We start from the raw sequence: 24,144 nt of genomic DNA, 5'->3' as shown, positions 1-24,144 counted from the left end.
AGGGCGTGCAGAAGAACAACATGTAGGCGAGTGGCACGCTGACCTGCGAGGTCAAGTCTCAAAACCCGCAAGTTAATTCTCTGCACGCCCTAAGAACTCCTAACAGAATGGATCGAAGATGGGGTGAGCCGGGCGGCGGTCACTCGACGCCGTTGCCACGGTGGACGGCTGCCGCCCTCCGATCCGGCCAAAGGGAGGACTTGACAGCCCAGGTCCGCCTGGCCCCGGGCCGGCTGTGGCCCGGAGTGCCTAGGCTGTCACCGCTACGGAAGGGCGGTGCCATGGATGCTGACTCCCGGACCAGGGCCGCGATCGAGGAGCATTGGCGGGCCTCGGAACGCGGGAAAACCGAAGCCGAGCACGCCATCTACGCCACGGACGCGATCCTGGACTACCCGCAGTCAGGTGAGCGGTTCCGGGGCCGAGCGGCGATCTCGGCGCAACGCGGCGGGCACCCGGCCGACCGGCACTTCACCGTCCAGCGGATCACCGGCCATGCGAATCTGTGGGTGAGCGAATGCATCATCACCTACGACGGTGTGCCTTCGTACTCGGTGAGCATCATGGAATTCGCTGACCAGTACGTGGTGCACGAGACGCAGTACTTCGCCGACCCCTTCGGCGCACCAGCCTGGCGGGCCGCGCTCGCGGAGCCGATGCCGGGCCGGACCATCGCCGGAGCCTGATTCTTGGCCTCGCTCGGGTCAGCCGGGTGACCAGCCCGTCACTTTGCTGAAGTTCCAAGAACTCCTATTGCGATGACTTCAAGCGCCTCCAGCAGATGAGCGCGCATGCGAGGGTGAGGAAGGCTTCATGAATGTCGTCGCGGATCTCCCAGCGGATCCGCAGGCGGCGGAACCAGTGCAGGTGGGCGAACGCGCGCTCCACGACCCGGTGTTGGGTGCCGAGTCCGGAACCGTGCTCGGTGCCGCGCCGGGCTATCAGCGGTTTCACACCGAGGTCCCAAACCAGCCGGCGGTACTTGTCGTGGTCGTATCCGCGGTCGGCCAGCACCACGTCCGGGCGGCGCCTGGGCCGACCGCGCTTGCCGCGCACGGGCGGCACGGCTTGGAGGAGCGGGATGAGCTGAGCGACGTCGTTGCGGTTGCCCCCGGTCAGGGTGGCGGCGAGCGGGATGCCGGTGGCGTCGGTGATTAGGTGGTGTTTGCTGCCCGTCCTGCCCCGGTCGACGGGGCTTCGTCCGGTCTTGGGGCCCCCTTTGGCGCGCGGATGTGGGAGCCGTCGACGGCAGCTCGGGAGAAGTCCAAGGCGTTCGCGTTGCGGAGCTTGGCGAGGAGGACCTCATACAGCCGTGCCCACCCAAGACCCGGCAACCTCACAGCCGATCACCGCCGCACAGGAAAATGCGACATAGCCGGGTGAATTACACAATGGTCGGGTGCCCCTGCGGACCGGCTCGCCTCCGGCCGAACCCGCCTCGCCTGATCGGAGCCCGACACAGTGGACCAGATCCTGCCGTCCTTCGACGACACCGCCGACTTCGACAATGCCGATCGAGGCTTCGTCGCCGCACTGACCCCGGGCGTCGTGACGGGCGCCGACGGCCACGTCGTCTGGGACAGCGACGCCTACGGTTTCCTCGAGCGCGACTGCCCCGACACCGCCCACCCCAGCCTGTGGCGACAGAGCCGGCTGTGCGCCAAGCAGGGGCTGTACGAAGTGACCGAAGGCATCTACCAGGTGCGCGGCCTGGACCTCTCCAACATGACCCTCGTCGAGGGCGGGCGCGGAGTCGTGGTCATCGACCCTCTCATCTCCACCGAGACCGCCGCGGCGGGCCTTGCGCTGTACCGGGAGCACCGCGGCGACCGCCCCGTCACCGGGCTGATCTACACGCACTCGCACGGCGACCACTTCGGCGGCTCGCGCGGAGTGCTGCCCCACGGGACGGAGGAGGGCGTGCCCATCATCGCCCCGGAAGGTTTTCTGGAGCACGCGGTCAGCGAGAACGTCTATGCGGGCAACGCCATGGTCCGCCGCGCGGACTTCATGTACGGCACCGCGCTGCCAAAGGCTCCCGACGGCCAGCTGAGCACCGGCCTGGGCCCCGGCTGCTCCATGGGCACGATCAGCCTGGTTCCGCCCACCGTGGACGTCACCCGCACCGGGCAGGAGGAGACGGTCGACGGAGTACGCATCGTCTTCCAGCTCACTCCCGGCACCGAGGCCCCATCCGAGATGAACTTCGTGTTCCCGGAGAAGCGCGCACTGTGTCTGGCCGAGAACGTGTCGCACAACATGCACAACATCCTGACCCTGCGCGGAGCCGTCGTCCGCGACGCACGCATCTGGGCCCGCTACCTCGACGAGGCGATCGACTTCTTCGGCGACGGTTACGACGTCGCCTTCGCCTCCCACCACTGGCCGACCTGGGGCCGCGACGACGTCGTCCGGCTGCTGACCGAGCAGCGCGACCTGTACGCGTACATGCACGACCAGACTCTGAGGCTGCTCAACGACGGTCTCACCGGGCCGGAGATCGCCGAGGAACTGCGGCTGCCACCCGCCCTGGAGAAGGCCTGGCACGCTCGCGGCTACTACGGTTCGCTCTCCCACAACGTCAAGGCGGTCTACCAGCGGTACCTCGGCTGGTTCGACGGCAACGCGGCCCACCTGTGGGAGCACCCGCCCGTCGAACTCGCGAAGCGGTACGTCGAGGCGCTGGGCGGTGCGCGCGAGACGGTCGAGAAGGCCCGCGGGTACCGGGACCGCGGCGACCTCCGGTTCGCCGCCACGCTGCTCAACCACGTCGTGTTCGCCGAGGCGGGCGACACCGACGCGAAGGAGGAACTCGCCGGCGTCTACGAGCGGCTCGGGCACGGCGCCGAGAACGCGACCTGGCGCAACTTCTACCTTTGTTCGGCACGGGAGTTGCGCCACGGCACGACACCCACCTCGGTGGACATGGGCAATCCCGAGATGGCGATGGCCCTCACCACCGAAATGATCATCGATACGCTCGCCATCCGGATCGACGGCCCGCGCGCCTGGCACGACGACATCACCATCGACCTGGTCCTGACGGACGAGGGCAGCCGCCGACGCCTCACCCTGCACAACGGCGCACTCAGCCACCGTGCCCATCCGGCGGATCGACCCCCGTCCACGGCGGCCGGCCTCACCCTGACCCTCACCAAGCCCCACCTCCTCGGCCTCCTGGCCGGTGGTGGACTGGACGGGGTGGAGGCGACCGGCGACCCTCGATTGCTGGACAGACTGATGTCGTACACCAGCAAGGCCGATCCGGCGTTCCCCATCGTGACGCCGTGATGGGCCGGACCCGCTTCGGTCGGGTCGGAGGTTGGGCAGCCTGGCCTCGGGCGGCGGCCGCCACATGGTCGCCGGTTAGGCTGCGGTGCCGGTCAGGGCAGCGGTCGCCGAGGAACGGAGCCGGCATGCAGGAGTGGGAAGCGGCTGGCGTGGAGGACGAGGCCGCGGGTGTGGAAGCCGCGCTCGGGCCGGCCGCTCATGTACGAGAGCGTGGAAGCGCCCACTGACATGCTGCCGAGAGGGGCGGCCTGACCGCTCGGGGTGACTTGAGGGCAGGGGCAGCCGCCACCCTCGCCTCACTCCTGTTACAAGCACGACAGGTGGGGACAACCTCTAAGGGCCTCGCGTGGGCGTGGAGCAGTGTTCAGGCGGGTGATCAGCTCGCGGTTGGCGGCTCGAGCCGCGTCGAGTTCTTGCTGGCGTTCTTCGAGCTGGCGGGTGAGGTCCACGGCTTGTTGCTCAAGTGCAGTGATCCGGCGCTTGAGCTTCTCGATGTCGTCCGGGGCGCCCAGGCCGGACTGCCGCCAGGCCTGTTCGCCGAGCAGTTCGCTGAGCTTCTTCTCCAGCTGGTGAAGCCGGGCGGCCTGGCGAACGACACGGCCCTGAGTGTCCGCGAGGTCGGTTCGCAGCGAGGCCCGGCTGACATGCGGTGCGATGTCCGGGCTGTCGGGCGGTTCGGATGCGGCGGCGTGGACCTGAGCGAGCAGGTCCCCCATCGGTAGTCCTGTGACCGGGGCGTGTCCGGTACCGGCTCGCCCTCTGCCGGGGGCTATGTCGCCCCCTGCAGTTCGCCTGGCTGCAGGTGAACTGGATCGGTCGTGATTCGCCTGAGAGCCCGCCGGGGCCGGTGCCCCGGGGCGCGTCACAGCGCGAACGCCGGGACCCCGGGGGTACGGGTCGCACCGCACGCCCCCCGTGCCCGTGAGGGTGCCGCGGGCGGCGGTGCGAGGGTCGGCCCGATCAGCGGCATGACGGCCGCCAGCATCTCCGCCTCGCTCGCGGTCCCGTCCACGACCAGATCGGCCGCTGCCCGGGAGGGCCCGACGTGGGCTGCGTGGCGGTCCCTGCCGGTCTGCAGATAGTTGCGCAGGGACAGTCGGGGGTCCTGCCGCTGCATCTCGATCTTCCGGAGGATCTTGCGGGCCAGGCGTATGTCGTCGGGGGTGTCGACGTACACCCGCCACGCCGCCCGCCGGACCACGGACGGCAGTGACAGCGCGAACAGGCCCTCGACCACCACCAGCAGCACGCCGGGGCGCAGCAGCGCCGCGTCGATGGCGTGTGTCACCGCTGTCTCGTCGATCGACCCCGGATGGTTCCAGTCGAGGACCGCGTGCCCGTCGGCACTGACCGTCCACACACCCCTCAGGGGGTCGTGCGCGGACACGTAGTAGTCGTCCAGATGGACCAGCGCCACGCTCTCGGGACACTGTAGCGACAGGGCTTCGGCAAGGGTGGACTTGCCGGATGCGGTGCCGCCTGCGACCGCCAGTACACCCGTCATACGGGCGCTCCTCATGTGCTCAAAGGGGATAGACGAAGCGGCTGGACAAGCCGGGTGCAGGGAATGTACGGCGGCGTGATCGCCCATGGCAAGCAGGGAAACGAGGCCCGGTTCAGCGGAGGCCCGGGGGCCGCGACCTTCGGTCGGCCTGCGCACCGGTCTCGGCGATGCCGCGGACCTTCAGCGCGTCGTACATGGCGCCGTGCCCGCGCCTGTGCTCGGCCGTCAGCGTCAGGTCCACCGGCGTGGTCACCGGGCCGTCCGCGCACAGCAACGCGTCGGTCAGCTCGAACAGCGTGTCCCCATGCGCGGTCAGGCAGGCGAAGAAGTCGTCCCGGAAGTGTGACGCGACCGCGAACGCCTCCCGCCGGACGTCATGTTGCAGCAGACTCATTCCCCTGCGGCCTTCGTACTGGGCATGTGCCTCTTTGGGCGGAGCACAGAATCAGACGAAGGCCGTGTTCATGTCCCGGGAATCCCCGTACGGGCGATCACGTTCGGGGCATCGTTCGAGGCCGTCATGGGATCAGCCCCGGACCGCTTGGACGTCCGGCGGACAGTGGAAGATACGTGGTTACTGACTTCGGCTCGTCAGGGTGATCTTTCGCAAAGTTCCTGGTGAGGGCGGGTTGTTGGCCGTATCCAGTGGTGTGTGAGGTATGCGGATGGCGGGCCCCGGTGGCTGGTGATGTTGCCGCGGACATCCGCGGTGGGGACACCGGCCTTGCGGCAGAGCATCGGGATGATCGCCGTGTTGATGTAGTGCTTGGCGACCCGGCTGGCCCGGTGGGCGAAGAAGAAGTCGGTGTACTCGTTGGTCTTGCGGTCAAGCATGGGTGGCTGGGCGGACCTCGCGGCCTGCCATGCCTCGATGGCCTGGCCGAGCAGGGGGTCGACGGGCTTGGTGAGCGCGGTGCCGGTCTTGTGGGTGGGCACGTCCAGCAGGCAGACAGCGTCGCGGGCGAGGACTTCGCGGAGTCGCCGGGGATGGGCAGCCCGTCGTGCTGCCAACGGATGCAGCCCAACCGGAGCCGGGCGATCTCGTCGCGCGTCGACCTGCGAATAGACAGGTCAACGTGATGGCGCGGATCAGTTCGACCGGATAGGTGCGGCCGTCCGCGGTCGGCAGGTCGCCGGGCTCGACGTTCAGGCCGGTCGCGCCGCGCCTGATCGAGGACGAGTACGACGTCGTCGACGCCGTGGTCGTCGGCGGGCTGCTGATCAGCCTGCTGCGCAACAGTGGCCGCGTCACGGCCGCCTGCCTCGCGCAGGTCGTCAACGTCATCGCCCCCATCCGCAGCGAACCGGCGGCCCGAGCTGGCGCCAGACCACCTTCCACCCCTTCGCCCAGACCGCCCGCCACGCCCGCGGAACGTCCTGTGAGTGGAGCCGGTGACACCGCTGTACGACACCGAGAGGTTCGGCGAGGTCCCCGTCGTTGACGCCGTCGCCACCCACCTGACCGGGGCCGAGGACCCCGACGAACTGACCGTTCTCGCCGTCAACCGCCACCGGTCCGAGACGGTCGAACTCGCCCTCGGCCTACGGGCCTTCCCCGGCCACGTCCCGGTGGAGCATCGGGCCCTCAGCGACCCGGACATCCGCGTTACGAACACCGAGCAGCACCCCGACCGGGTCCACTCGCGCGCCGTCGCCTCCACCGCGGTCACTGACGGCCGCCTTGTCGTCCTCCTCCAGCCGGTCTCGTGGAACGTCATCCGGCTGCGCCCCGCCGACTGACCTCGCTCTCAGGCCGGCAGCCGAGTCGGTGACCGCTCCCGGTGCACCGGCCGGCGCCCCTACGGTCACGGAGCGTCATCTCGCGGCCCCTGTCAGCCCCTGCACCGCGTCGATCACGCGGTCCACCACCTCGGTCACCGGCTCGGACGCGTCGATGATCGTCGCGCCCCGGCTTGCGTAGATCCCTCGCATCCGGGGATTCCACTTCAGGGCCGCCGAGAACTCTTCGGGGTGTCGACCGAATGCGTTCGTAGTGCGGGTCGCGAGCCGGTGGCGGAGGGTGGCCTCGTCGATCACCAGGCACACGACGAGGTCGAAAAGATCGAGGACGTCTTCCTCGTTCTCCGCCGACCCGCACAAGAACGCGATCCGGGAACGAGACTCCCCGACGAGGGTCTCCACGCGCTCACGGACGATCGCCCATCCGTACCGGTCGAGCCACCCCTCAGGAACCGGATACGGAGGATTCACCACCACCTCGCCCGTGGCTCGGTCGACCCAGCGACTGAAGCCGTCTTCGTCGGCGTCGAGCGCAACGTGACCACGCGCTCGCAACACCCCACAGACCGTGGACTTGCCGGTCCCCGAATTGCCCGTCACCCACACCAACGTCACGCCGCCAGCGTAGACATGACCACCCCGGGATGTTTCTGGCTACAACTTCCGCACACCGCCGGCCGGCCGATGGTCATGGCAGCGCGAGGACGTCGTCGATGGTGGACCGGATCTCCTCGTCCTGCAGGAAGGCCCGGTAGTCCCGGTAGGTCGACAGCCGGCGGTCGGAGGCCTGCACCGTGCAGAGAGTCGCTCGTGCGGTGGGAGAGATCGCGGCGAGGGCGCGTAGCGCGTCGATGAAGAAGCCGTAGGCGTCGCCGCCGTCGGCGACGGGAGGGAGGTGTTCCTCCATGACGGATCCGCTCGGTTCCGGCTCGCCGGTGATCGACCAGAGGGCGATCGCCGCGCGCAGCCGTAGCCAGCCGTCAGCCTGCTCCATGACCTGCCGTACCTGGTCGGTGTACGGCGCGGCCGCCGGTCCGAATTCGCCGAGGAGGCCGACGGGGCCGTGGAACCGTGCCTCCTCCGGCCGTATCGCCTCACCGATGAGCCGCATCGCCGTGCCGAGGTCACCGCCGAGGCGCCAGGCCGCCCACGCCACCTTCTGATGGTTGCCGGGGTGGTCGAGGACGGTGCAGCTGCGCACGGCTGCCTCGGCCGATCGCGCGGCCGGTCCCATCGCCACCAGTGCATCGACCGCGTCCAACGAGTGCCGGGTGTCGTCGAGCAGGGCCACCACTTCGGGCAGCGCGGGCGCGGCGGCCGGCCCCCAAGCTGTGAGAACTTGCAGGAGGCGGCAGGTCAGGGGGCCGCCGTGGCCGTCGTCCCGGAGCAGCTTGCGTATCGCGGGCAGCAGGTTCTCGGCGTGGGCCCGCAGCGGGGTGAGGACGTCCTCGACCTCTGCGGCCGCGGGTCGCCCGAGACGTAGGAGCGCATGTACTGCCCTTGGTACGGCGCGTACAGCCGCTCGACCAGCCCCGGCAGGGCGCGCTCGTCGCCGATGCGGGCGAGCGCCCAGCGGGCGTGGTCGCCGACGGTCCCCTCGAGGAACTCGGCCTCGCCGGGGTCGTCGAGGAGCGCGGCCAGCTCATCCGCGTACACGGTCGCCTGCGGACCCAGCACCGCCAGCAGGTGGGCCGCCCGGTACCGTACGCCGTCGTCCGGATCGGCGAGCAGCGCGCCCGCGAGCGGCAGCAGCTCGGACGCCGCGGACGGCCTCACGACCAGCAGCCGCCACCCCTCGTCCAGCGCGGCGCGGCACAGCAGGGTGTCCCCGGTGCGGCGCGCCGCCCTGATGAGCCGGACGACGAAGGCCAGTGCCGACCGCGGTGCCTTCTCCAACAGACGGGCCGTCGAGGCGACGATGTCCTCACGGGTGAAGGTATCCTCGACGACGTCCGGTTCGTACCAGATCGCCTCGAACCGGGGACGTACGGCCGGGTCGGACAGGACCTCCACCAGCAGGTCCAGCTCACGGACCGGTGCCTGGGGATCGAACGCCGCCCAGGCGTGCACGGCCGCGACCCGCATGACGGGTCCGCCCGTGCGCAACACCTCGGCCACGACCGCCCGCACCCGCTCCACCGGCCCGGCCCCGTCGGAACCGGCCGCGGTCCCCAGCGCGAGCAGCACAGGAAGCCGCACGCCCGGGTCCTTCTCGACCTGCCACCGCTCCAGCAGCACGCCGACCCCCTCCGCAAGGGGCAGGGCCTCCCGGCGCACCTCGGGCAGCGGGTCCGCGAGCAACGCCCGGATCCGGGAGCGCTGCAGCCGCCATGCCTCGTGCCATCCCGAATCCACCAGGTCCGGCTCGGCTTCGGCCGCCACCTCGGACAGGCTCGCCAGGAGCTGGACGAGCGTGGCGCGGGCGCCCATGCCCGGATCGCCGGCGAGCGCAACGACGAACGGCAGCGCGGCGGCCGAGACGGAGGCCACACGCCCGGTGCCCACCGCGAAGCAGTCGAAAAGGGGGTAGCAGTCTTCCTCGGTCGCCGCCTCGCCCCTGAGCGCCAGGCGACGCAGCGCTTGCCGCATCTCCTCGGCGGGCCGGTGCGCGAGCGCCGACTCCAGCCGCTCCCACGGCACATCGTCCAGCGCATCGAGCGCCATTCCTGCCACTTGCGCAGCCCCCGAGACCTCGCCGATCGGTTCCCCGGCGGACATCCTGTCATCGACGGCGCGGCCTCCGCGGAAACGCGGGATCGATGGACCGGGCGCCCGCCGGTGCCTCCGATCGGCAGCGCTCAGATCGAGGTACGGAACCGTGTGGTCGGCGGCAACCGTTCGGCAGGCGGTTGGAGCGTGCACCGGCCGTCGGTGTGCCGGCGCAGGTGCGCGTCGACGATCCAGAACGGCGCCCCTGACACGTAGTACGGATTGAAGACGATCGGCGTGCCGTGGTGGACCAGATGGACGGCGACGGCCATCTGGTCCGGTGAGTCCTTGTCCATCTCCGCCCTGCGGACCAGCGCGCGAAGTTCGGTCCTGGCCTGACGCGCATCGAGGGGCCATTCGCGCTCGACGATGGGCAGAAGGGGATCGATACCGTTGATGATCGGAGAGCAAGGCACCAGAAGAGGCCGGTGTTGTCGGTTTCTCGCCCGTATTGGTTCTCCGTCATCAGCAACCAGTCGACGTGCAGGGGGAAGTCGCCGGTGTATGCGGGGCTGTAGTCCAAGCCGGAAGCGGACAGACGCATCGCGGGAAGTGGACGCTTGTGCCGGCGCAGCCAGTTGACGATCCGGGTGATGTGCCCTTCCATGAGCATCATGGACGGCAGACTGACCGCGACGGCCGCGGTCACCCCTGCGGGCAGCCTCCCTCGCTGCCATGGCGTAGCAGCAGAGCGCTGATCCACCCCTCTCTGGCCATGAGCGAGAAAACAACAGGGCCCCCGGACATGCGGTCATACGTCCCCGGGCCGGACGAACAGGACCAGTGCGCCGCCATCGGGGCGAGATCGTCCGGCGAATGCGGGCTCATCGTCTGCCATGGTCCGATGATGACAGCCGGTGTTCCACCGGATACAGGCATGGGTTCTTGTGACTTCCCGCTCCCACCAGCACGAGGTGTCGATGAGGCGAAAGCCCTCAACCTGTGTCGTGCCGCAGGCGAGGCCCAGCCCCCCACCTTGTGCACGTGTGAGGCCAGAGCCCGATCGCCGAAGTGGAGTCGTGCTGCGCAGCCCCGTACACTCGGCGGCTGCCTCCGTGTCCTGCGTGAGGTGCCGACAGGAAGGATGCGTCGCCCGTGTTCCAGGAAGCCCCGATCTACCGACAACTCGTTGCGGAGCGCGGTGATGTGCCGGCGCAGGTGCGCGGCGAAGCCGAGCGGATCGCCAGGGACCTCCAGCGGGTGATGCCGCCCTCGCAGGATGCCGCTGCTCCTGCGGCCGAGCGTGGATGGCTCAGCGCCCCCGCCGGCCTGGCGCTTCCGCCTGGGGCACTGTCGGGCTGACCGTCGCCGGGGGATCTCGCGTCCGGCACGTGGCCGTCGTGGTCAGCGGGCCCGGTATCCCCTGGAACTCAGGCACCGTCGAGGGACCCGTGCGTCGCATCAAGACGCTGGCATGCCAGATGTACGACGGTGCGCCGACAGACCGGATCCCTTCCGACTCCGTCGCCGGACCTTCTCCCAGACACCTTGCAGCGACTGGCGGGAGGCGAGTCCCGGACCGTTTCCTGTTGGGGCCGTTTCTCACTGGCGGGTGGTGTGGGCGACGGCGTGGCGCTTGAGGCTGGCCGCGGGAGGTCCCGCTGGTGATCATCGAGGGTTATCGCGCGTCCAGTCCGGCGCCTTCTAGCCCTCAGCGTGCCGGTCGAAGCGGACCGAGCGAACTAGGAGGCGGTCGGATGCCTGCTGGTCGTGGGGCTTGAGCCTCCACTGATCGCCGTCGCAGTTGGTGTCCGTGTAGACGGTCGCCCAGGCATCGGTCTCGTTGTGCGGGGCGTAGCCGGGATCGTACTTGCAGGAGTCGACGGCATAGAGGTCGATGCACTCGCCGCTGCGCGGGTCGGGCAGGGTGACGGTCACCTCGCGGTCATTGAGGTCGCGGAACTTGTAGTGGGAAGTCGCCGGTGGCGGCCAGCGTCGAGCCGGACATCGAGAGGGTCAGGGCGAAGGTGCCGAGGGCGAATCCTCCGGAAGCGGTGGACCGGCCACCCCTCGATCGGCTGCCAACAGGGCTACAAAGGTGGAAAGGTGAGGACGGACACCAGGGAGCAGGGCTGCAGCCACGATTGCGGCCCGTTCCTCCTCTGATTGGCTCGCTCATGAGTCGGCGGGCCGGGCGGTCACGCCTGTGGCCGTGCAGAACTGCCGAGCGCCACGCAGTGTGGTGCTCAGTTCCCGCTGGGTCGCTTGGCTGTCGAGGCGTACGTCGAGGGCGCCGGGCAGTGCGCTGTGGGCCCGCAGGCCCTTGGGCAGCCGTGAGGCGTCGAGACCGTCACGCCTGGCGATGAGGATGCCGAGCTCGTGACGGCTCAGAGCGTCGGGCCCTGCGAGATGGTGAATACCGGACGCGTTGGACGCTGCCAGCTCCAGAAGGGCGGTGGCCAGGTCGGCGACGTGCACTGGGCAGCGGATGTCGTCGGTGAACAGGACGCTGTTGCGGACGCCGGCGGCGAGTTCGTGCACAGCGTGTTCATGTGCGGAACGCCCGTCGCCGATGATCAGCGACGTGCGGGCGACAACGGCCTCCGGATAGACGGCGAGAATCCCGGTCTCCGCCGCCGCCTTCGCTGCTCCGTACGGGGTGACGGGGTCGGGGAGACAGGACTCGTCGTAGTGGACTCGGGCACCGGAGAAAACGGCATCGCTGGACACGTGGACCAGACGGCTGCCGCATTTCGCCGCAGCCATTGCCAGCCGGACGGGGCCCTCCGCCGTCACCGCCCAGCCGGCCAGGCCGCGTTCAACCCGGGGGACGCCGGGGGAGGGGTGGCTGGATGGTCCGGTACTCGTGGCCGGGCTTGGGTGTGACATCACCGGCGCCGACCGGGGTGGTGCTGAGGGTGTTGGGGCTGGGTGTCGCGGGGTCCACGTGCGCGGTGGACCGCTGGTGAACCGTTTCGCGGATGGGCGGGGCGCCTGGTGGCCCTGCTCTGTGCCGTAGCAGCCGAAGGCGCTGCACCATTGACGGGCACGGTGTGAACACCGGTGTGTCTGGGCCCAGTTGTCTTGTTACCGAATGCGGACAGATCCGGGTGAACAATGCTTGTCCCGGCGTCATCTCATGGGGTGTAGCGAAACAGCCGATGCGGCCGGCCGCCCTGCGAAAGCAAGGGAAGGTGCCGTGTCCTGACAGATCATGGGGGAGCTTTCATCATGACCACGTACCGTGCCCGCCGTACCGCCCGTACCGCCGCTCTGGCCACCGTCACCGCCGCGCTGGCGCTGGGCCTGACCGCCTGTGGCGGCGCCGACGGCGGCTCGAAGGCGGCGGGCCGCGGCCCCAGCGCGGGGACCGCCCAGAGCCGGTCCGCATCCGCCGGGGACGCCAAGGGCAGCGCGGCGCAGGCCAACAGCAGTGGTGACACCAAGGAAGGGGCGCCCTCGGCGACCGCCGCGGGCGGGGCGCAGGAGATCGCGAGCAAGAGCACGACGGCCGGCGCCCAGCAGTGTCGCGGAGACGAGATGCTGGTCACCGCGGTGCACCGGTTCGCCGGCCAGCAGGGCGACCACCTGCTGCTCACCGCGGTGAACGAGGGCACCAAGCCCTGCTGGGTCACCTCCTACCCGGCCGTGGTACTCGACTGGAACACCAACAACGTCGCGCTGCCGCACTCCAAGAAGGACGCCCCGGGCGGCGACAAGCACATCACGCTCCAGCCCGGAGGCAAGGTATACAGCGCGGTGAACCTCTTCGACTACGGCTCCAAGAACCACACGGCGCAGTCACTCGCCTTCGCGCTGCGCGGCGAGGACGGTCGCCCCGGCCCCTTCTACTCCGTCGTCAGCAAGGGGCAGGACCAGAAGTTCACCTGGAACGAGGCCGACGTGCTGAACTGGAACGCCAAGAAGCCGTACGACTTCTGACGGTCCGCCGGCCGGTGACGCGTCACCGCCTTCCCGCACGTCCACGGCCGGCAACTCGCAAGGCTCCCGGGCGGCCAGCGGACCAGTGACTCGGCGAGATCACCGGAGGCCGCCCTGCGGACCACACGCTCAACCGGCCATTGCAACGCTCAGTGTGCGACACGAAGTCGCACACTGAGCGTTGCAATTGGCGAACTGGAGTCGTCGTGTCGTTGCCGGGCTGTGGTCACGGGCGTGGCGCCGACTCGGCAGCCGGGCCTTCGACGGGTACGAGCCCGCTCGCCAACGGCCTCGCCCGATGCGCGAGACTCAGGTGGAGAACGCCTGGGCTAACGTCGGCAAGTAGTTGGCGTTCTGGTGGAGGAGTGCGTCCGTGTCGTCGAAGGCAGAGTTGCTGCGGCTTCTCGAGCCGCCGGCCGAGAAATGGCCTCTCCCTAGCCCGGAGGAGATCGTGAGAGGGTACGGCAGCGCACTTCCCGCTGACTACATGTGGCTGGCCGAGACGTACGGGCCGGTAGAGATCTCGCGGTATCTCAGCATCTTCCCCCCCCGCTCGCGGCCTCTGAGATCGGGACGCGCTCCGGTGTCTTTTCGATATCCGCTGAACTATCCGAGTTCGCCGAGGAGAACGAGGGCCTCGATCCCGCGTATCTGGAGCCTGGCGGCCTGCTCATGTGGGGCTTCAACCAGATCGACGACTTCGCCTTCTGGAGCCCGGTCGGCGATCCGGACACATGGCCGGTCGTGATCCGCCGGCACCTACCGCGGTCGGGCCCGAGCTGGGTCCGGTACGACTTCGGAATCGTCGAATTCCTGGTGCGCACCTTCCACGGGCGTCTGGCGGGTAACCCGTTCAGCGGCGACGACCTCTGGCACAACAAGTCGCCGACCTTCGAGCGGGGCTGAAGCCCGACGCGTCGCCGGTTTCTGGGGCGCCCGGGTTACGCGCCGCTGGTAGTCCGGCGGCAGCCCGGTCCCGCCCACCATGGGAGCGGGCATGGCAGACCGGACCACCTGGCGGATCTGCCGGGACAACCGCTGGTGGAGCGTGTCCGGCAAGAAGCGCGGCATGGGCAAGAAGGCCGGCCCGTCGGTGCACGACGGCCTGGTCCGCCGGGACTTCACCGCCGACGGACCGAACCGGCTGTGGCTCACCGACATCACCGAACACGCCACCGGGGAAGGGAAGTTGTATCTCTGCGCGGTCAAGGACATCTTCAGCAAGTGGATCGTGGGCTATTCCATGGACTCGCGGATGAAGTCCCGTCTGGCCGTCGCAGCCCTGAACAGTGCTGTTGCCCGACGTGAGAACGTCGCCGGTTGTGTTTTGCACAGCGATCGCGGGTCGCGGTTTCGGTCCCGAAATTCCTCCGGGCGCTCGGCTGGCACCAGGTCACCGGCTCGATAGGGAGGGTCGGGGCCGCAGGCGACAACCCGGCCATGGAGTCGTCTTCAGCCTGTTGCGGAAGAATGTCCTCGACCGACGGAAGTATCGGCGCGCAGTCCCTCGGCGACGTGTCGGGGTCGCGGCCCGCAGCGTGGCGGTCGGCGACAGTCCCGCCTGGACCAGGTACCGCGGTTCGTGGTGGACGCCGGCGCCGTGGGCGTCGCTGCCGAGGCCGTCGCCCTGCTGCCCATCGCCGCACGGGCCGGCGGCTGGTACACGGTGGAGTCCGCAAGGTGAGCGAGTCCGGTCCCGCGCGTGACGTGGACGACCGCCGCGGTCAAGGCGTCCGGCCTGGCAGTGCGGAGGCGTCGTGTGCCGGTGGGCAGCCCAGTCGGCCGCGGGTGGTGACCAGCAGGACGAGGGCCGCGGTGGTGGCGCTGAGCAGGAAGGCGTGTGTGGCGTCTTCGCGGGACAGTGTGGGGAACATGGCGGACCAGGCGAGGGACATGTAGTTGTTGACGCCGCAGTGCAGCAGCATGGCCATCGGCAGGCTCTCGCCGGTGCGGTTGAACACCCATGTCATGACGAAGCTGAAGGCGATCGCGGTGGCGACGAACTCCAGCGGCGTGGTCCAGGACACGTGCGGCCAGTTGCCCCACTGGGTCAGGAACAGCGGGAGGTGCCAGGCGCCCCACAGCGGACCGACGACGAGGGTGCCGAACAGCGGGCCGTAGCGGCGCTGCAGGCGGGGCATGGCGAACTCGCGCCAGCCGGGCTCCTCGGCGAGGCCGGTGGTGACCATCTGCACGAGCAGGCCGGGCAGGAACGCGGCCAGCATGACGACGGGCGGCATCACGGGACCGCGGCCGGACAACGCGACCGAGGTGAGGGTCAGCACGGCGGGCACCGAGAGCAGGACCACGGCGTACCAGCGCCAGCCGACCTTGAACTTGGTCATCCGGCCGCGCCAGGCCCGTAGTCCACGGCGTCCTTCGGTCGCGCCGGTCACCAGGAGTGCTGACAGGATCGGGCCGAGGTAGGCGCCGGGCAGGACGCCGAAGAGCTGGCTGCCGGGGCCGCCTCCGGGAAAGGTGAAGTGCCAGACGCCCAGGCCGTTCTCGGACAGGACGTACGGCGTCCATGCGGTCCAACTCAGCAGGTAGGCCAGTGAGAAGAACCAGGTCAGGGGGCGGCGGCGGAGGCTGCCCCGTAGGCCGGTGCCGTCCTCGCGGCCCGTGTCGGCCGGTCGGGTTTCGATACTGACGGGGTCTTGGATGCTGCTCACCGTGGTGTCCCTTCGGAAGCGGTCGGAAGCTGTCGGAGCCGTGTCGGAAGCCGGCTGACGTGACGTGTTCAGCACACCAGTCACGCGTCCGCGGATCATTGCCGTGCGCGCCCCGAGTGGCGGTACAGCAGGCTGTACCGCCGTCGATCGGAGCCGTGGTCGCCGCCGGGCCGAGGGCGGCGTCCTGGTGGGTCGTCGCCGGGGGTGGACCCGCCGTACTCGCCTGAGCGCGGTGGCGTCAGGCCGCTGGGGCACCCCCGACGGCACCCCCGACAGGGCCGGACGTATCGCCGGACGAGCGGTCCCGCCTCGTCGTGGACGCGAGCCGGGTCACTGGGCGCGGATGGCGTCGGCGGGTGGTGTGCGCAGCGCCTGGCGGGTGGGGAGTTCGATGGTGAGGAATGCCGTGACGGTGACGGTGAGCCCGAGGGCGGGCAGCAGCCAGGCGGGGCCCGCGGGCCAGGGGCGGCCGAGGAAGCCCTGGCCCAGGAGGGCGAGGGGCACGGCGGACAGCAGCAGGGCCGTGGTGAGCGCGGTGGCGGCGGTCACCGCTGCCTCGCGCCGCATCATCGCGCGGATCTGACGGGGTGTGGTGCCGATGAGGCGGAGCGCCCCCAGTTCGACACGGCGCTGGGCGGTGGCGGCGACGAGTTTGTTGGCGATGCTCAGCAGGAGGTAGACGAGCAGGACCACGATGACGGCCAGGTTGATCCACACCTCGGGCGGGGCGTCCCTCAGACCGTCGCCGGACGGGGGATTCGTGTCCTCCAGTGCCAGACCCGGGTGGGACGCGGCGAGGGCTGTCAGTGCCTGGCGGGCGGTCGCCGTGCCGTCCGTGCGCACGAGGATGCTCTGGTCGAGCCCCGTCGTGGTGTGTCCGGCCGCCAGATCGTGGGAAAGCACCACCGTGCCGAAGCCGAGAGCACGGGCGTAGACGGCGACGACCTCGGCGTCGACCCGCGCGCCGTCCCCGAGGACCAGGCTCACCCGGTGGCCCACTTCCGCGGCGCGCGAGCGGGCGACATCGCTGCTCACGGCGATCGTGGCGCCGGTGAGACGGTCCAGGCTCCCCGCCCGTACATCGAGGTCGAGGACGTCCGACGCGTCCGGGGTGAGGATCGTCGCGGAGCCGGAATCGGTCTCCGTGTCGCCGAACATCTTGTACGGCCACACCACCGTGGTCGTGCTCACCGGGGCCGCCGCCCGTACGCCGGTCGTGTCCCGTACGGCGGAGAGCGTGCCGTCGGGCAGTCCGCCCAGGCCCGGCGCGCCGAGGCGCTGCTGGGCGAGGGTGCCGACGCGGGTCTCGTCCGCCGTGGCGGCCAGCACGGTGGTCTGGGTGAGGGTGTACGTCAGGACGAACACGACCGCCATGGCCAAGGAGCTGACGATTCCCGCGTTGCGCAGGGCGTACGCGCGGACGTTGGCCATCGCCAGCCAGGTCGGCGCGGAGACGCCGGAGCGGGTGCGCCGGGCCGCCGCGTTCCCGATGCCCCGGACGAGAGCCGGGCCGGCCAGGGCCAGGCCGATCGCGCCGAGAATGCCCGCGATGGAGGTGGCCGTCGCGCCGATGGCGGTACGGGAGAAGAGGGGTGTGGCCGACATGGTGGTCGCGGCGACGATGACGAGGAGCCCGATGCGCGTCCGGGTCCGCGACGGATCGCGCGGCTCGCTGCGCGACTCGGCGACGGCCTCGGTGGCCGGCATGCGGGAGGTGCGCCAGGCCGAGCCCCGTGCCGAGACCTGTACGACCAGGGCCATGAGGACGATCGTCGCGAGGGCGGGCAACGGGCTGAGGGTCAGCGGGAGTTCGGAGGGAACGACCCCGCGGTCCGCCAGCAGCCCGCGGAACTGCCCGGCCAGCAGGTAGCCGAGCGCCACACCGGGGACGAGGGCCATGGCCGCGACGACGGTGGACTGGGCGGCGGCAAGTCGCCGGATCTGCTTCGGAGTCGCGCCGACGGCCCGCATCAGCGCCAGGTCGCGGCGCTGCCCGGAGATCGACACGGCCAGCGCGCTCGCCATGACGAACCCGGTGATCAGCAGGATGATGCCGGCGAGCGAACCGGCGAGGAGGACCAGGAGGGAGCGGCTCGCGCCCGCGCCGGGCGACACGAGGTCCCCGCGACTCGCGCCGGTGACCGCCTCCAGCCCCGTGAACCCCGTGCCCTTCAGCTTCGTACGGACTTCGTCGGCGACCCGCTCCTCGGAGCCGGGTGCGGTGCGCAGACCGATGAGGTCGACGGTCCCGGCGCGCGAGTGGCCGTTCCGCCCATCTCTCCCGGACAGTCGTACGGCCGTCCTGTCGGCGAAGAAGACACCGGCGCCCGGCGCGTCGACGACCGCCGAGACGCGATAACGGGCGGCGGGCCGGGCGCCCGCGACGGCCTCGATCGGGTCGCCCACCTTCACTCCCGCCGCGGCGGCGGTGGCGCTGTCCACGGCGATCTCGCCGGAACCGGACGGCCCGCTGCCGTGGACCTGAGCACCGTCCAGCAGCTTCACCGAGGACCAGCCGTGCCCCGATGCCCGGGGATCCCCGGCCGGTACGACCTGTCCATGGGCGTCGACGAGGGCGGCGGGGAAGCCGATGTCGCCGACCGCCTCGGTGACACCCGGCAACTCGGCCAGTTTCCCGACCAGTTCGGCCGGGACCGTACGACGTTCCGGGAGCGCGATCGGCAGGTCGCCGCTCGGGTGGAACTCCTGGTCGGCCGCGACGACGACGCCCGCGCCGCCGAGACGGCCGACGGGCAGGTGGGAACGCAGACCGGACTCGGCCAGTACGCCGGTACCGGTGATCAGGGCCGCGCCGCCGAGAACCGCGCAGGCCACGGCGATCAGCGCGGTGATCCGGTGTCCGACCATCCGCAGGGCGAGAGGGAACATGACTCAGCCCCCCGCCAACGCGACGAGACGGCGGGCCAGTTCGGGGGCGGTCGGCGTTTCGAGGGCCTCGACCACCCGGCCGTCGGCCATCACCAGCACGTGGTGTGCCCGGGCCGCGGCGGCCGGATCATGGGTGACCATCACCACCGTCTGGTGCAGGTCGTCGACGAGGTCGCGCAGCAGGTCGAGGACCTCGTGGGCGCTGCGCAGGTCCAGCGCGCCGGTCGGCTCGTCGGCGAACACGACGGCCGGCCTGGCCACCAACGCCCGTACGACGGCGGCCCGTTGCTGCTGGCCGCCGGAGAGTTCGGCCGGGCGGTGGGTGAGCCGGTCGGCAAGACCGACCCGCTCCACCAGAGCCCGCAGCCAGTCGTGGTCCGGGGTACGGCCCGCCAGTCGCAGCGGCAGCAGGATGTTGTCCGCGATACTGAGGGAGGGGATCAGGTTGTACGCCTGGAACACGAAACCGACGCGTTCCCGGCGCAGTTCGGTACGGCGGTTCTCGTTCAGGCCGCCGATCTCGTGGCCGTCGATACGGACACTGCCCGACGTCGGGGAGTCCAGCCCCGCGGCGCAGTGCATCAGCGTGCTCTTGCCGGAGCCCGAGGGGCCCATCACCGCGAGGAACGTGCCGCGTGCCACGGTCAGCGACACCTCGTCGAGGGCGCGTACGCCTCCCGCGTACTCCTTGACGACCCGGTCCAGGGCGATGACCGGCGTCGACGCGTCGTGTGCGGTGGCCGCCGGGCGGCGGGTCCGGGCGAAGGCGGCGTTCATCGACGGCCCCGCAGGTGGCGTACGGCGAGGGTGCCCGCGCCGAAGAGGGTGACCGCACCACAGGCCAGGTGCACCCGGATGTCCGCCTCGGCGTAGGTGGCCACCGTGTTGGCGACCACGCCGGCCACGACCAGGATCCAGAGCAGCGTACGGACCACCTCCCCGCCGGTGACGGCGGGCGGCGACGCTCCGCGCGTGCCGTCGGCGGGAGTGGTGAGGCGGTAGGGGTCGGTGGTCGCCATGGGGCTTCTCCCGTGGTGCTGAGCGATGGGTCCGGGGGTTCCGGCTGACATCACCGAAGCTACGGATCGACACCCCTCCCGGCCGATCCCGCAGTCCGCCCGGTTCGAGGTACAGCAGGCTGTACCTCCACCCCGCCGCTGACGGCGAACTGGTGCACGTCATAGGGTCGTTCGCGAAGCGGGTGCACGGTCGCGAGACACGGCGGAAGGGAGGGAGAACGGATGGCGGTCCAGCAGGACGCGACAGCCGGTGACGGGCGGGTGGGCCTCAGGGACACCGTCGTAGGGACCACGAGAGCGGCCGGCGCCGCGATCGCACAACTCGCCTCCGGGCTCGGTACGGCCTTCCTCGCGCTGCTCGTGCTGCTCTGGCTGGCGGTCACCGCCGTGACGAGCCTGGTCGGGGTGGGACTGCTCATGGCGCCCGCGGTCCTGAGCGCGCTGCACGCCCTGGCCGGCCGGGAACGCGGCCGGCTCCGCCGCCGGGGCCTCGACGTCATCCCCCCGGAACCTCCGCCGACACGGCTGCGGCTCGCCCTCGTCGACCCCACCACCCGACGGGAACTGCGCTGGCTGGCCCGGCACGCCACCCTGGGGTTCCTCCTGGGGCTCCTCGGTGTCCTCCTGCCGGTCATCGCCGCGCGCGACAGTCTCTTTCCGCTGTACTGGAAGCTCTTTCCCAAGGACGCGACCGCCACGTCCTTGGGGCTCGGCCACGCACACTCCTGGCCACAGGCGCTCGCCGTGGTCATGCTGGGCGTGGGCTGGATCGCCATCATCCTGGGGCTCGGCCCCGGCATGGCCCGTTCCCAGGCCCGGCCCGGACGCCTGCTCCTCGCGGCCGGACCGGAAACGGATCTCTCGCGCCGCGTCGCCGAACTCACCGCCACCCGTGCCGCCGCCCTGGACGCCCACGCCACCGAACTGCGCCGCATCGAGCGCTCCCTGCACGACGGCACCCAGAACCGGATCGTCTCCGTCACCGTCCTGCTCGGCGCCGCCCGCCGCATGGTCGCCCGCGACCCCGCGGGCGCCGACGAACTCCTCGAACGCGCCCAGTCCGCCGCCGAGCAGGCCCTCGCGGAGCTGCGCACGGTCTCCCGGAGCATCCTGCCCCCGGTGCTGGACGACCGCGGGCTGGCCGGCGCGCTCTCGGGGCTCGCCGCGAACTGCGCGGTGCCCTGCCGGATCGACGTGGCGGTACCCGAACGGTGTGCCGCCTCCGTCGAGGCGACCGCCTACTTCATCGTGGCCGAGGCTCTGACCAACATCGCCAAACACAGCGGCGCCGCAAGCGCCACCGTCATCGCGCGCAGCCGCGGCGGGCGCCTCCACCTGTGCGTCGAGGACGACGGCCGGGGCGGCGCGGACGAGGACGGCGGCTCCGGACTCACCGGCATCCGCCGCCGGATCGCGGCGCACGACGGCGCCCTCTCCCTGGCCAGCCCGCCCGGCGGCCCGACAACCCTGAAGGTGGACCTTCCCTGTGGATCGTGACATGCGGATCGTGATCGCCGAGGACGACCCCTTGCTGCGCGAGGGCCTCGCTCTGCTGTTGCGCGCCGAGGGCCTCGACGTGGTGGCCACCGCGGGCACCCCCGACGAGGCGCTGGCCGCCATCGACGAACACAAGCCGGACGTCGCCATCCTCGACGTACGGATGCCGCCGACCCACACCGACGAGGGGATCGTCGCGGCGGTCGAGGCCCGGCGCCGGCGGCCCGACCTGGCGGTCCTCGTGCTGTCCGCGTACGTCGAGCAGTCCTTCGCCACCGAACTGCTCACCAGTGGTGTGAGCGGTCTCGGCTACCTGCTGAAGGAACGCGTCGGTCGGGTGGAGGAGTTCCTGGACGCGTTGCGGCGCGTGACGGACGGCGGTACCGCCATCGACCCCGAGGTCATCGCCCAGCTCTTCACCCGCTCCCACCAGGACACCCGCCTCGACCGGCTCAGTCCCCGCGAGCGGGACGTACTCGCCCTGATGGCCGAGGGGCTCGGCAACACCGCCGTCGCCGAACGGCTCGTCGTCACCGAGGGCGCCGTCCACAAACACATCCGCAGCATCTTCGCCAAACTCGACCTGTCGCCGACGGACCGGGTGGACCGGCGGGTCGCCGCGGTCCTGCGGTATCTGGAGGATCCACGCCGTCCGGCCTGAGCACATCGGGCTCCACCGCCGGCCGACCTGACCGGACTCCCCGAGCGGTTTCTGCCATCAGGATGCCGTGTCCGGGTTGCTCCCACGGCGCAGTACAAGGGCGCACCAGCCGATGACCAGGGCGTTGACCAGTGCTCCGAGAACCATGGCCGCCACCGCTGGGTCGTCGAGCGGACGATGTCCTGGTTGTACGGCTACCGTCGCCGCACCGTCGCTACGAGCGCAAGGCTGAACACTTCCTCGCTTCGTCGGCATCGCCGGCACCCTCATCTGCTACCGCAGAGCCGACTGACCGTGCTCGCCCACCGCCAGAGCAGCGAGCCCACCGAAGGCCAACGGCAATGGTCGGCCAGCGACATGAGCGGTGAAGGCAGCGAGCACATGGAGCTGATCGACCGATGGCTGCGTGGCGAGGTCGTGGACGGCAAAGTGGGCATCAAGGTCCAAGGCGGGCCGTTCCACGGTCGCATCCGGATCGTGGTGCTGGACGAGTCAGGTCAGCCGCCGACACGGCAACGCGCGCGTGGCTCGCGCAGGCACACGCCGACCGATGTGTGGCACGTCTACGAGCTCACACCCGCTCCCGACACAACCGCGAAATGGTCGTACGACCACGCCGGAACCCAACCCTGCAACGTCACGCGGTAGACAGCAGGCCAACTGAGACAACATCCAAATGCCCCTCGCCCATGTACGCCGCCGAAGTATTGTTGGCTCGTCCTCAGCGCCTGGACTCTGGGCATCCCACTGGAACTCGCCAATGAGCAGGTAGAGGAGGGCAGCATGGCACAAACATTGTTCTGCATCCCGCCCGCCGGAGGTACCGCCGGTGTCTTCCGAGACCTGCACCTGTACCTCGGGGACAGCGTGCGGCTGCACCCGGTGGAGCTTCCCGGACGTGGCGCGCGAGCCGTGGAGCTGCCATGCACCGACTTCGCCCATGCGGTGCGCGACATCGCCGACCAGATACGCCAGGCGGCACCGTCGGATGGCTGGGCCGTCTTCGGACACAGCATGGGCGGGTTGCTGGCCTACGAGGTGGCCCGGAGCCACCGCTCGTTGGGGCTGTCCCGGCCGATCTCACTGATGGTCGCCGCCTGCGCGGGTCCCCTGCGGCACTCCGCGATCGTGGCGGCCGACGCGGGCTGGGGCACCGACCAGGAAATCGCCGACCGGTTGGTCGAACTGGGAGGCCTGCCCCGAGAGATCGCTGCGGATCCGGATGCGGTCGCCTACTTCACCGGGTTGGTTCGGGAGGACGGGAGGCTGCTTGCCGGATACCGACACGAGCCCGACGGGGACGTGCTCGGCTGCCCCCTGGTCTTGTTCCTCGGCTCCGAGGACCCGCTGACGGACGACGGGATCGCGGCGGACTGGAACGAGGCTGCGGGCGGCCTGGTGCACGTGCGGCGCATCGAAGGCGCGGGTCACTTCTTCGTCACGGAACGCCCCAAGCAGACGGCACAACTACTGACCGAAGAACTGAGCGGGGGACGGGTGACCGCGACCGCGGACACAAATCGTGATCGATACCTGGACTTGATGAAGAAGATCCTGACCAACGTCGTCTACGAGGACGTGCCCCTGGCCAGTGAGTGGTCCCCGGACTCCGAATACGACCTCATCAGCCGCAGCACCGGTCTCGACTGGCCGAGCGTGGCGCACACCATGGTCGGATTGCGACGTCTCGACAACGTGCAATTCTGCGTCGAACAGGTGCTCCGGGACGCTGTCCCCGGCGATTTCATCGAAACTGGAGTGTGGCGCGGTGGCACCTCTATTTTCATGCGGGCGTTGCTTCAGGCATGGGGTGTGACGGACCGGATCGTCTGGGCCGCGGACTCCTTCCAAGGCATGCCGGAGGTTGCGGAAGGCGCACACCCCAAGGACGTCGCACTCGGCACGCACCGGTTCAACGACGTCATGGGCGTCTCATTGGAGACCGTAAAACGCAACTTTCAGATCTATGGCCTGCTTGACGACCAAGTGCGCTTTCTGCCGGGCTGGTTCAAGAACACGTTGCCCTCGGCGCCAGTCCGTGAACTGGCCCTCATCAGGCTGGACGGTGATCTGTACGAGTCGACCATGGTCGCTCTCGAGCACTTGTACCCGAAGCTCACGGTCGGCGGCTTCGTCATCGTCGACGACTACATCATTGACGTGTGCCGCCAGGCCGTGCACGTCTTTCGGGACCGCCACGGCATCACCGACCCCATTCAGGACATCGACGGCGTTGGAGCGTACTGGCGCCGCACCCGTTGAGCACCGTCGTTCAAGGAG

Annotated in this window: 24 protein-coding genes and 4 pseudogenes; 13 read left to right on the top strand and 15 right to left on the bottom strand. The window is 70.1% G+C overall.

Going from position 1 to position 24,144, the window contains the following annotated elements; translation table 11 throughout:
- Positions 1-281 precede the first annotated feature (281 nt).
- On the top strand, positions 282-686 hold the full coding sequence (locus ACZ6KY_RS33625; RefSeq protein ID WP_469314031.1) for a nuclear transport factor 2 family protein: 405 nt from the start codon (positions 282-284) through the stop codon (positions 684-686).
- A 64-nt stretch (positions 687-750) separates the two neighbouring features.
- On the opposite strand, the pseudogene ACZ6KY_RS33620 reads toward ACZ6KY_RS33625, so the two are convergent.
- Positions 751-1,319, bottom strand: a pseudogene (locus ACZ6KY_RS33620) (IS5 family transposase); the annotation flags it as partial.
- A gap of 142 nt (positions 1,320-1,461) precedes the next feature.
- On the opposite strand from ACZ6KY_RS33620, the gene ACZ6KY_RS33615 reads away from it, so the two are divergent.
- On the top strand, positions 1,462-3,291 hold the full coding sequence (locus ACZ6KY_RS33615) for an alkyl/aryl-sulfatase (RefSeq protein WP_469314030.1): 1,830 nt from the start codon (positions 1,462-1,464) through the stop codon (positions 3,289-3,291).
- Between the two features lie 305 nt (positions 3,292-3,596).
- Here ACZ6KY_RS33615 and ACZ6KY_RS33610 read toward each other — a convergent pair whose 3' ends face one another.
- The 4 genes and pseudogenes from ACZ6KY_RS33610 to ACZ6KY_RS33595 form a co-directional block, all read right to left on the bottom strand.
- The gene (locus ACZ6KY_RS33610) at positions 3,597-4,007 is read right to left on the bottom strand and encodes a hypothetical protein (protein ID WP_469314029.1); all 411 of its coding nucleotides are present in this window, start codon (positions 4,005-4,007) and stop codon (positions 3,597-3,599) included.
- 146 nt (positions 4,008-4,153) lie between these two features.
- A complete protein-coding gene (locus ACZ6KY_RS33605) occupies positions 4,154-4,795 on the bottom strand; it encodes a uridine kinase family protein (RefSeq protein ID WP_469314028.1) in 642 nt (213 codons plus the stop codon).
- Positions 4,796-4,976: 181 nt separating this feature from the next.
- Positions 4,977-5,189: pseudogene (locus ACZ6KY_RS33600) on the bottom strand (transposase); the annotation flags it as partial.
- 197 nt (positions 5,190-5,386) lie between these two features.
- Positions 5,387-5,806, bottom strand: a complete 420-nt coding sequence (locus ACZ6KY_RS33595) for a hypothetical protein (RefSeq protein ID WP_469314027.1) — start codon at positions 5,804-5,806, stop codon at positions 5,387-5,389.
- Between the two features lie 95 nt (positions 5,807-5,901).
- Between ACZ6KY_RS33595 and ACZ6KY_RS33590 the strand changes: the two genes are divergently transcribed.
- Together ACZ6KY_RS33590 and ACZ6KY_RS33585 are read left to right on the top strand one after the other, a co-directional pair.
- On the top strand, positions 5,902-6,237 hold the full coding sequence (locus ACZ6KY_RS33590; RefSeq protein WP_469314026.1) for an alpha-L-arabinofuranosidase C-terminal domain-containing protein: 336 nt from the start codon (positions 5,902-5,904) through the stop codon (positions 6,235-6,237).
- The gene (locus ACZ6KY_RS33585) at positions 6,179-6,535 is read left to right on the top strand and encodes an alpha-L-arabinofuranosidase C-terminal domain-containing protein (protein ID WP_469314025.1); all 357 of its coding nucleotides are present in this window, start codon (positions 6,179-6,181) and stop codon (positions 6,533-6,535) included. Before ACZ6KY_RS33590 ends, ACZ6KY_RS33585 begins: the two co-directional genes overlap by 59 nt.
- Positions 6,536-6,610: 75 nt before the next feature.
- Here the strand turns inward: ACZ6KY_RS33585 and ACZ6KY_RS33580 are convergent, their stop codons facing one another.
- The 4 genes from ACZ6KY_RS33580 to ACZ6KY_RS33565 all read right to left on the bottom strand — a co-directional run bounded on the left by ACZ6KY_RS33580 (position 6,611) and on the right by ACZ6KY_RS33565 (position 9,660).
- Positions 6,611-7,150, bottom strand: coding sequence for an AAA family ATPase (locus ACZ6KY_RS33580; protein ID WP_469314024.1), 540 nt, complete (start codon positions 7,148-7,150; stop codon positions 6,611-6,613).
- A 73-nt stretch (positions 7,151-7,223) separates the two neighbouring features.
- Entirely contained in the window at positions 7,224-7,829 is a 606-nt protein-coding gene (locus ACZ6KY_RS33575; RefSeq protein ID WP_469314023.1) for a hypothetical protein, read from the bottom strand.
- 62 nt (positions 7,830-7,891) lie between these two features.
- Entirely contained in the window at positions 7,892-9,199 is a 1,308-nt protein-coding gene (locus ACZ6KY_RS33570; protein ID WP_469314022.1) for a HEAT repeat domain-containing protein, read from the bottom strand.
- Positions 9,200-9,333: 134 nt separating this feature from the next.
- Entirely contained in the window at positions 9,334-9,660 is a 327-nt protein-coding gene (locus tag ACZ6KY_RS33565; protein ID WP_469314021.1) for a hypothetical protein, read from the bottom strand.
- A gap of 679 nt (positions 9,661-10,339) precedes the next feature.
- Here ACZ6KY_RS33565 and ACZ6KY_RS33560 point away from each other — a divergent pair.
- Positions 10,340-10,546: a hypothetical protein gene (locus ACZ6KY_RS33560; RefSeq protein WP_469314020.1), complete on the top strand. Its 207-nt coding sequence runs from the start codon at positions 10,340-10,342 to the stop codon at positions 10,544-10,546.
- A 342-nt stretch (positions 10,547-10,888) separates the two neighbouring features.
- Here ACZ6KY_RS33560 and ACZ6KY_RS33555 read toward each other — a convergent pair whose 3' ends face one another.
- Both ACZ6KY_RS33555 and ACZ6KY_RS33550 read right to left on the bottom strand, forming a co-directional pair.
- On the bottom strand, positions 10,889-11,122 hold the full coding sequence (locus ACZ6KY_RS33555; RefSeq protein WP_469314019.1) for a hypothetical protein: 234 nt from the start codon (positions 11,120-11,122) through the stop codon (positions 10,889-10,891).
- Positions 11,123-11,359: 237 nt separating this feature from the next.
- A complete protein-coding gene (locus tag ACZ6KY_RS33550; protein ID WP_469314018.1) occupies positions 11,360-12,073 on the bottom strand; it encodes a sugar nucleotide-binding protein in 714 nt (237 codons plus the stop codon).
- Positions 12,074-12,415: 342 nt separating this feature from the next.
- Here ACZ6KY_RS33550 and ACZ6KY_RS33545 point away from each other — a divergent pair, with 342 nt between their 5' ends.
- The 3 genes and pseudogenes from ACZ6KY_RS33545 to ACZ6KY_RS33535 all read left to right on the top strand — a co-directional run.
- On the top strand, positions 12,416-13,126 hold the full coding sequence (locus ACZ6KY_RS33545; protein WP_469314017.1) for a DUF4232 domain-containing protein: 711 nt from the start codon (positions 12,416-12,418) through the stop codon (positions 13,124-13,126).
- Positions 13,127-13,798: 672 nt separating this feature from the next.
- Entirely contained in the window at positions 13,799-14,032 is a 234-nt protein-coding gene (locus ACZ6KY_RS33540) for a hypothetical protein (RefSeq protein WP_469314016.1), read from the top strand.
- Positions 14,033-14,144: 112 nt separating this feature from the next.
- Positions 14,145-14,619 (top strand): annotated as a pseudogene (locus tag ACZ6KY_RS33535) (transposase); the annotation flags it as partial.
- 231 nt (positions 14,620-14,850) lie between these two features.
- Here ACZ6KY_RS33535 and ACZ6KY_RS33530 read toward each other — a convergent pair.
- From ACZ6KY_RS33530 to ACZ6KY_RS33515, 4 genes are all read right to left on the bottom strand, one after another.
- Entirely contained in the window at positions 14,851-15,798 is a 948-nt protein-coding gene (locus ACZ6KY_RS33530) for a CPBP family intramembrane glutamic endopeptidase (protein WP_469314015.1), read from the bottom strand.
- 330 nt (positions 15,799-16,128) lie between these two features.
- The gene (locus ACZ6KY_RS33525) at positions 16,129-18,687 is read right to left on the bottom strand and encodes an ABC transporter permease (RefSeq protein ID WP_469314014.1); all 2,559 of its coding nucleotides are present in this window, start codon (positions 18,685-18,687) and stop codon (positions 16,129-16,131) included.
- Positions 18,688-18,690: 3 nt separating this feature from the next.
- A complete protein-coding gene (locus ACZ6KY_RS33520) occupies positions 18,691-19,464 on the bottom strand; it encodes an ABC transporter ATP-binding protein (RefSeq protein WP_469314013.1) in 774 nt (257 codons plus the stop codon).
- Positions 19,461-19,706, bottom strand: coding sequence for a hypothetical protein (locus tag ACZ6KY_RS33515; RefSeq protein ID WP_469314012.1), 246 nt, complete (start codon positions 19,704-19,706; stop codon positions 19,461-19,463). Before ACZ6KY_RS33515 ends, ACZ6KY_RS33520 begins: the two co-directional genes overlap by 4 nt.
- A 222-nt stretch (positions 19,707-19,928) precedes the next feature.
- Here ACZ6KY_RS33515 and ACZ6KY_RS33510 point away from each other — a divergent pair, with 222 nt between their 5' ends.
- The 5 genes and pseudogenes from ACZ6KY_RS33510 to ACZ6KY_RS33490 all read left to right on the top strand — a co-directional run bounded on the left by ACZ6KY_RS33510 (position 19,929) and on the right by ACZ6KY_RS33490 (position 24,126).
- Entirely contained in the window at positions 19,929-21,203 is a 1,275-nt protein-coding gene (locus ACZ6KY_RS33510) for a sensor histidine kinase (RefSeq protein ID WP_469314011.1), read from the top strand.
- A gap of 1 nt (position 21,204) precedes the next feature.
- The gene (locus tag ACZ6KY_RS33505) at positions 21,205-21,864 is read left to right on the top strand and encodes a response regulator transcription factor (protein ID WP_328551230.1); all 660 of its coding nucleotides are present in this window, start codon (positions 21,205-21,207) and stop codon (positions 21,862-21,864) included.
- Between the two features lie 117 nt (positions 21,865-21,981).
- A pseudogene (locus tag ACZ6KY_RS33500) lies at positions 21,982-22,156 on the top strand (transposase); the annotation flags it as partial.
- 2 nt (positions 22,157-22,158) lie between these two features.
- On the top strand, positions 22,159-22,512 hold the full coding sequence (locus ACZ6KY_RS33495; protein WP_469314010.1) for a hypothetical protein: 354 nt from the start codon (positions 22,159-22,161) through the stop codon (positions 22,510-22,512).
- A 135-nt stretch (positions 22,513-22,647) separates the two neighbouring features.
- Positions 22,648-24,126: an alpha/beta fold hydrolase gene (locus ACZ6KY_RS33490; RefSeq protein WP_469314009.1), complete on the top strand. Its 1,479-nt coding sequence runs from the start codon at positions 22,648-22,650 to the stop codon at positions 24,124-24,126.
- Positions 24,127-24,144 lie beyond the last annotated feature (18 nt).

The sequence above is a fragment of the Streptomyces sp. NPDC042002 genome (genome assembly GCF_055588305.1).
Note: the sequence above shows the minus strand (reverse complement) of the source record. Positions and strands in the feature narration are given on the sequence as shown.

Bases quoted from the DNA above. Each gene is read 5' to 3' on its own strand.
- ACZ6KY_RS33625 (WP_469314031.1), top strand. From the start codon at position 282: ATGGATGCTGACTCCCGGACCAGGGCCGCGATCGAGGAGCATTGGCGG.
- ACZ6KY_RS33610 (WP_469314029.1), bottom strand. From the start codon at position 4,007: ATGGGGGACCTGCTCGCTCAGGTCCACGCCGCCGCATCCGAACCGCCC.
- ACZ6KY_RS33605 (WP_469314028.1), bottom strand. From the start codon at position 4,795: ATGACGGGTGTACTGGCGGTCGCAGGCGGCACCGCATCCGGCAAGTCC.
- ACZ6KY_RS33570 (WP_469314022.1), bottom strand. From the start codon at position 9,199: ATGGCGCTCGATGCGCTGGACGATGTGCCGTGGGAGCGGCTGGAGTCG.
- ACZ6KY_RS33550 (WP_469314018.1), bottom strand. From the start codon at position 12,073: ATGTCACACCCAAGCCCGGCCACGAGTACCGGACCATCCAGCCACCCC.
- ACZ6KY_RS33545 (WP_469314017.1), top strand. From the start codon at position 12,416: ATGACCACGTACCGTGCCCGCCGTACCGCCCGTACCGCCGCTCTGGCC.
- ACZ6KY_RS33540 (WP_469314016.1), top strand. From the start codon at position 13,799: ATGTGGGGCTTCAACCAGATCGACGACTTCGCCTTCTGGAGCCCGGTC.
- ACZ6KY_RS33525 (WP_469314014.1), bottom strand. From the start codon at position 18,687: ATGTTCCCTCTCGCCCTGCGGATGGTCGGACACCGGATCACCGCGCTG.
- ACZ6KY_RS33520 (WP_469314013.1), bottom strand. From the start codon at position 19,464: ATGAACGCCGCCTTCGCCCGGACCCGCCGCCCGGCGGCCACCGCACAC.
- ACZ6KY_RS33515 (WP_469314012.1), bottom strand. From the start codon at position 19,706: ATGGCGACCACCGACCCCTACCGCCTCACCACTCCCGCCGACGGCACG.
- ACZ6KY_RS33510 (WP_469314011.1), top strand. From the start codon at position 19,929: ATGGCGGTCCAGCAGGACGCGACAGCCGGTGACGGGCGGGTGGGCCTC.
- ACZ6KY_RS33505 (WP_328551230.1), top strand. From the start codon at position 21,205: ATGCGGATCGTGATCGCCGAGGACGACCCCTTGCTGCGCGAGGGCCTC.
- ACZ6KY_RS33490 (WP_469314009.1), top strand. From the start codon at position 22,648: ATGGCACAAACATTGTTCTGCATCCCGCCCGCCGGAGGTACCGCCGGT.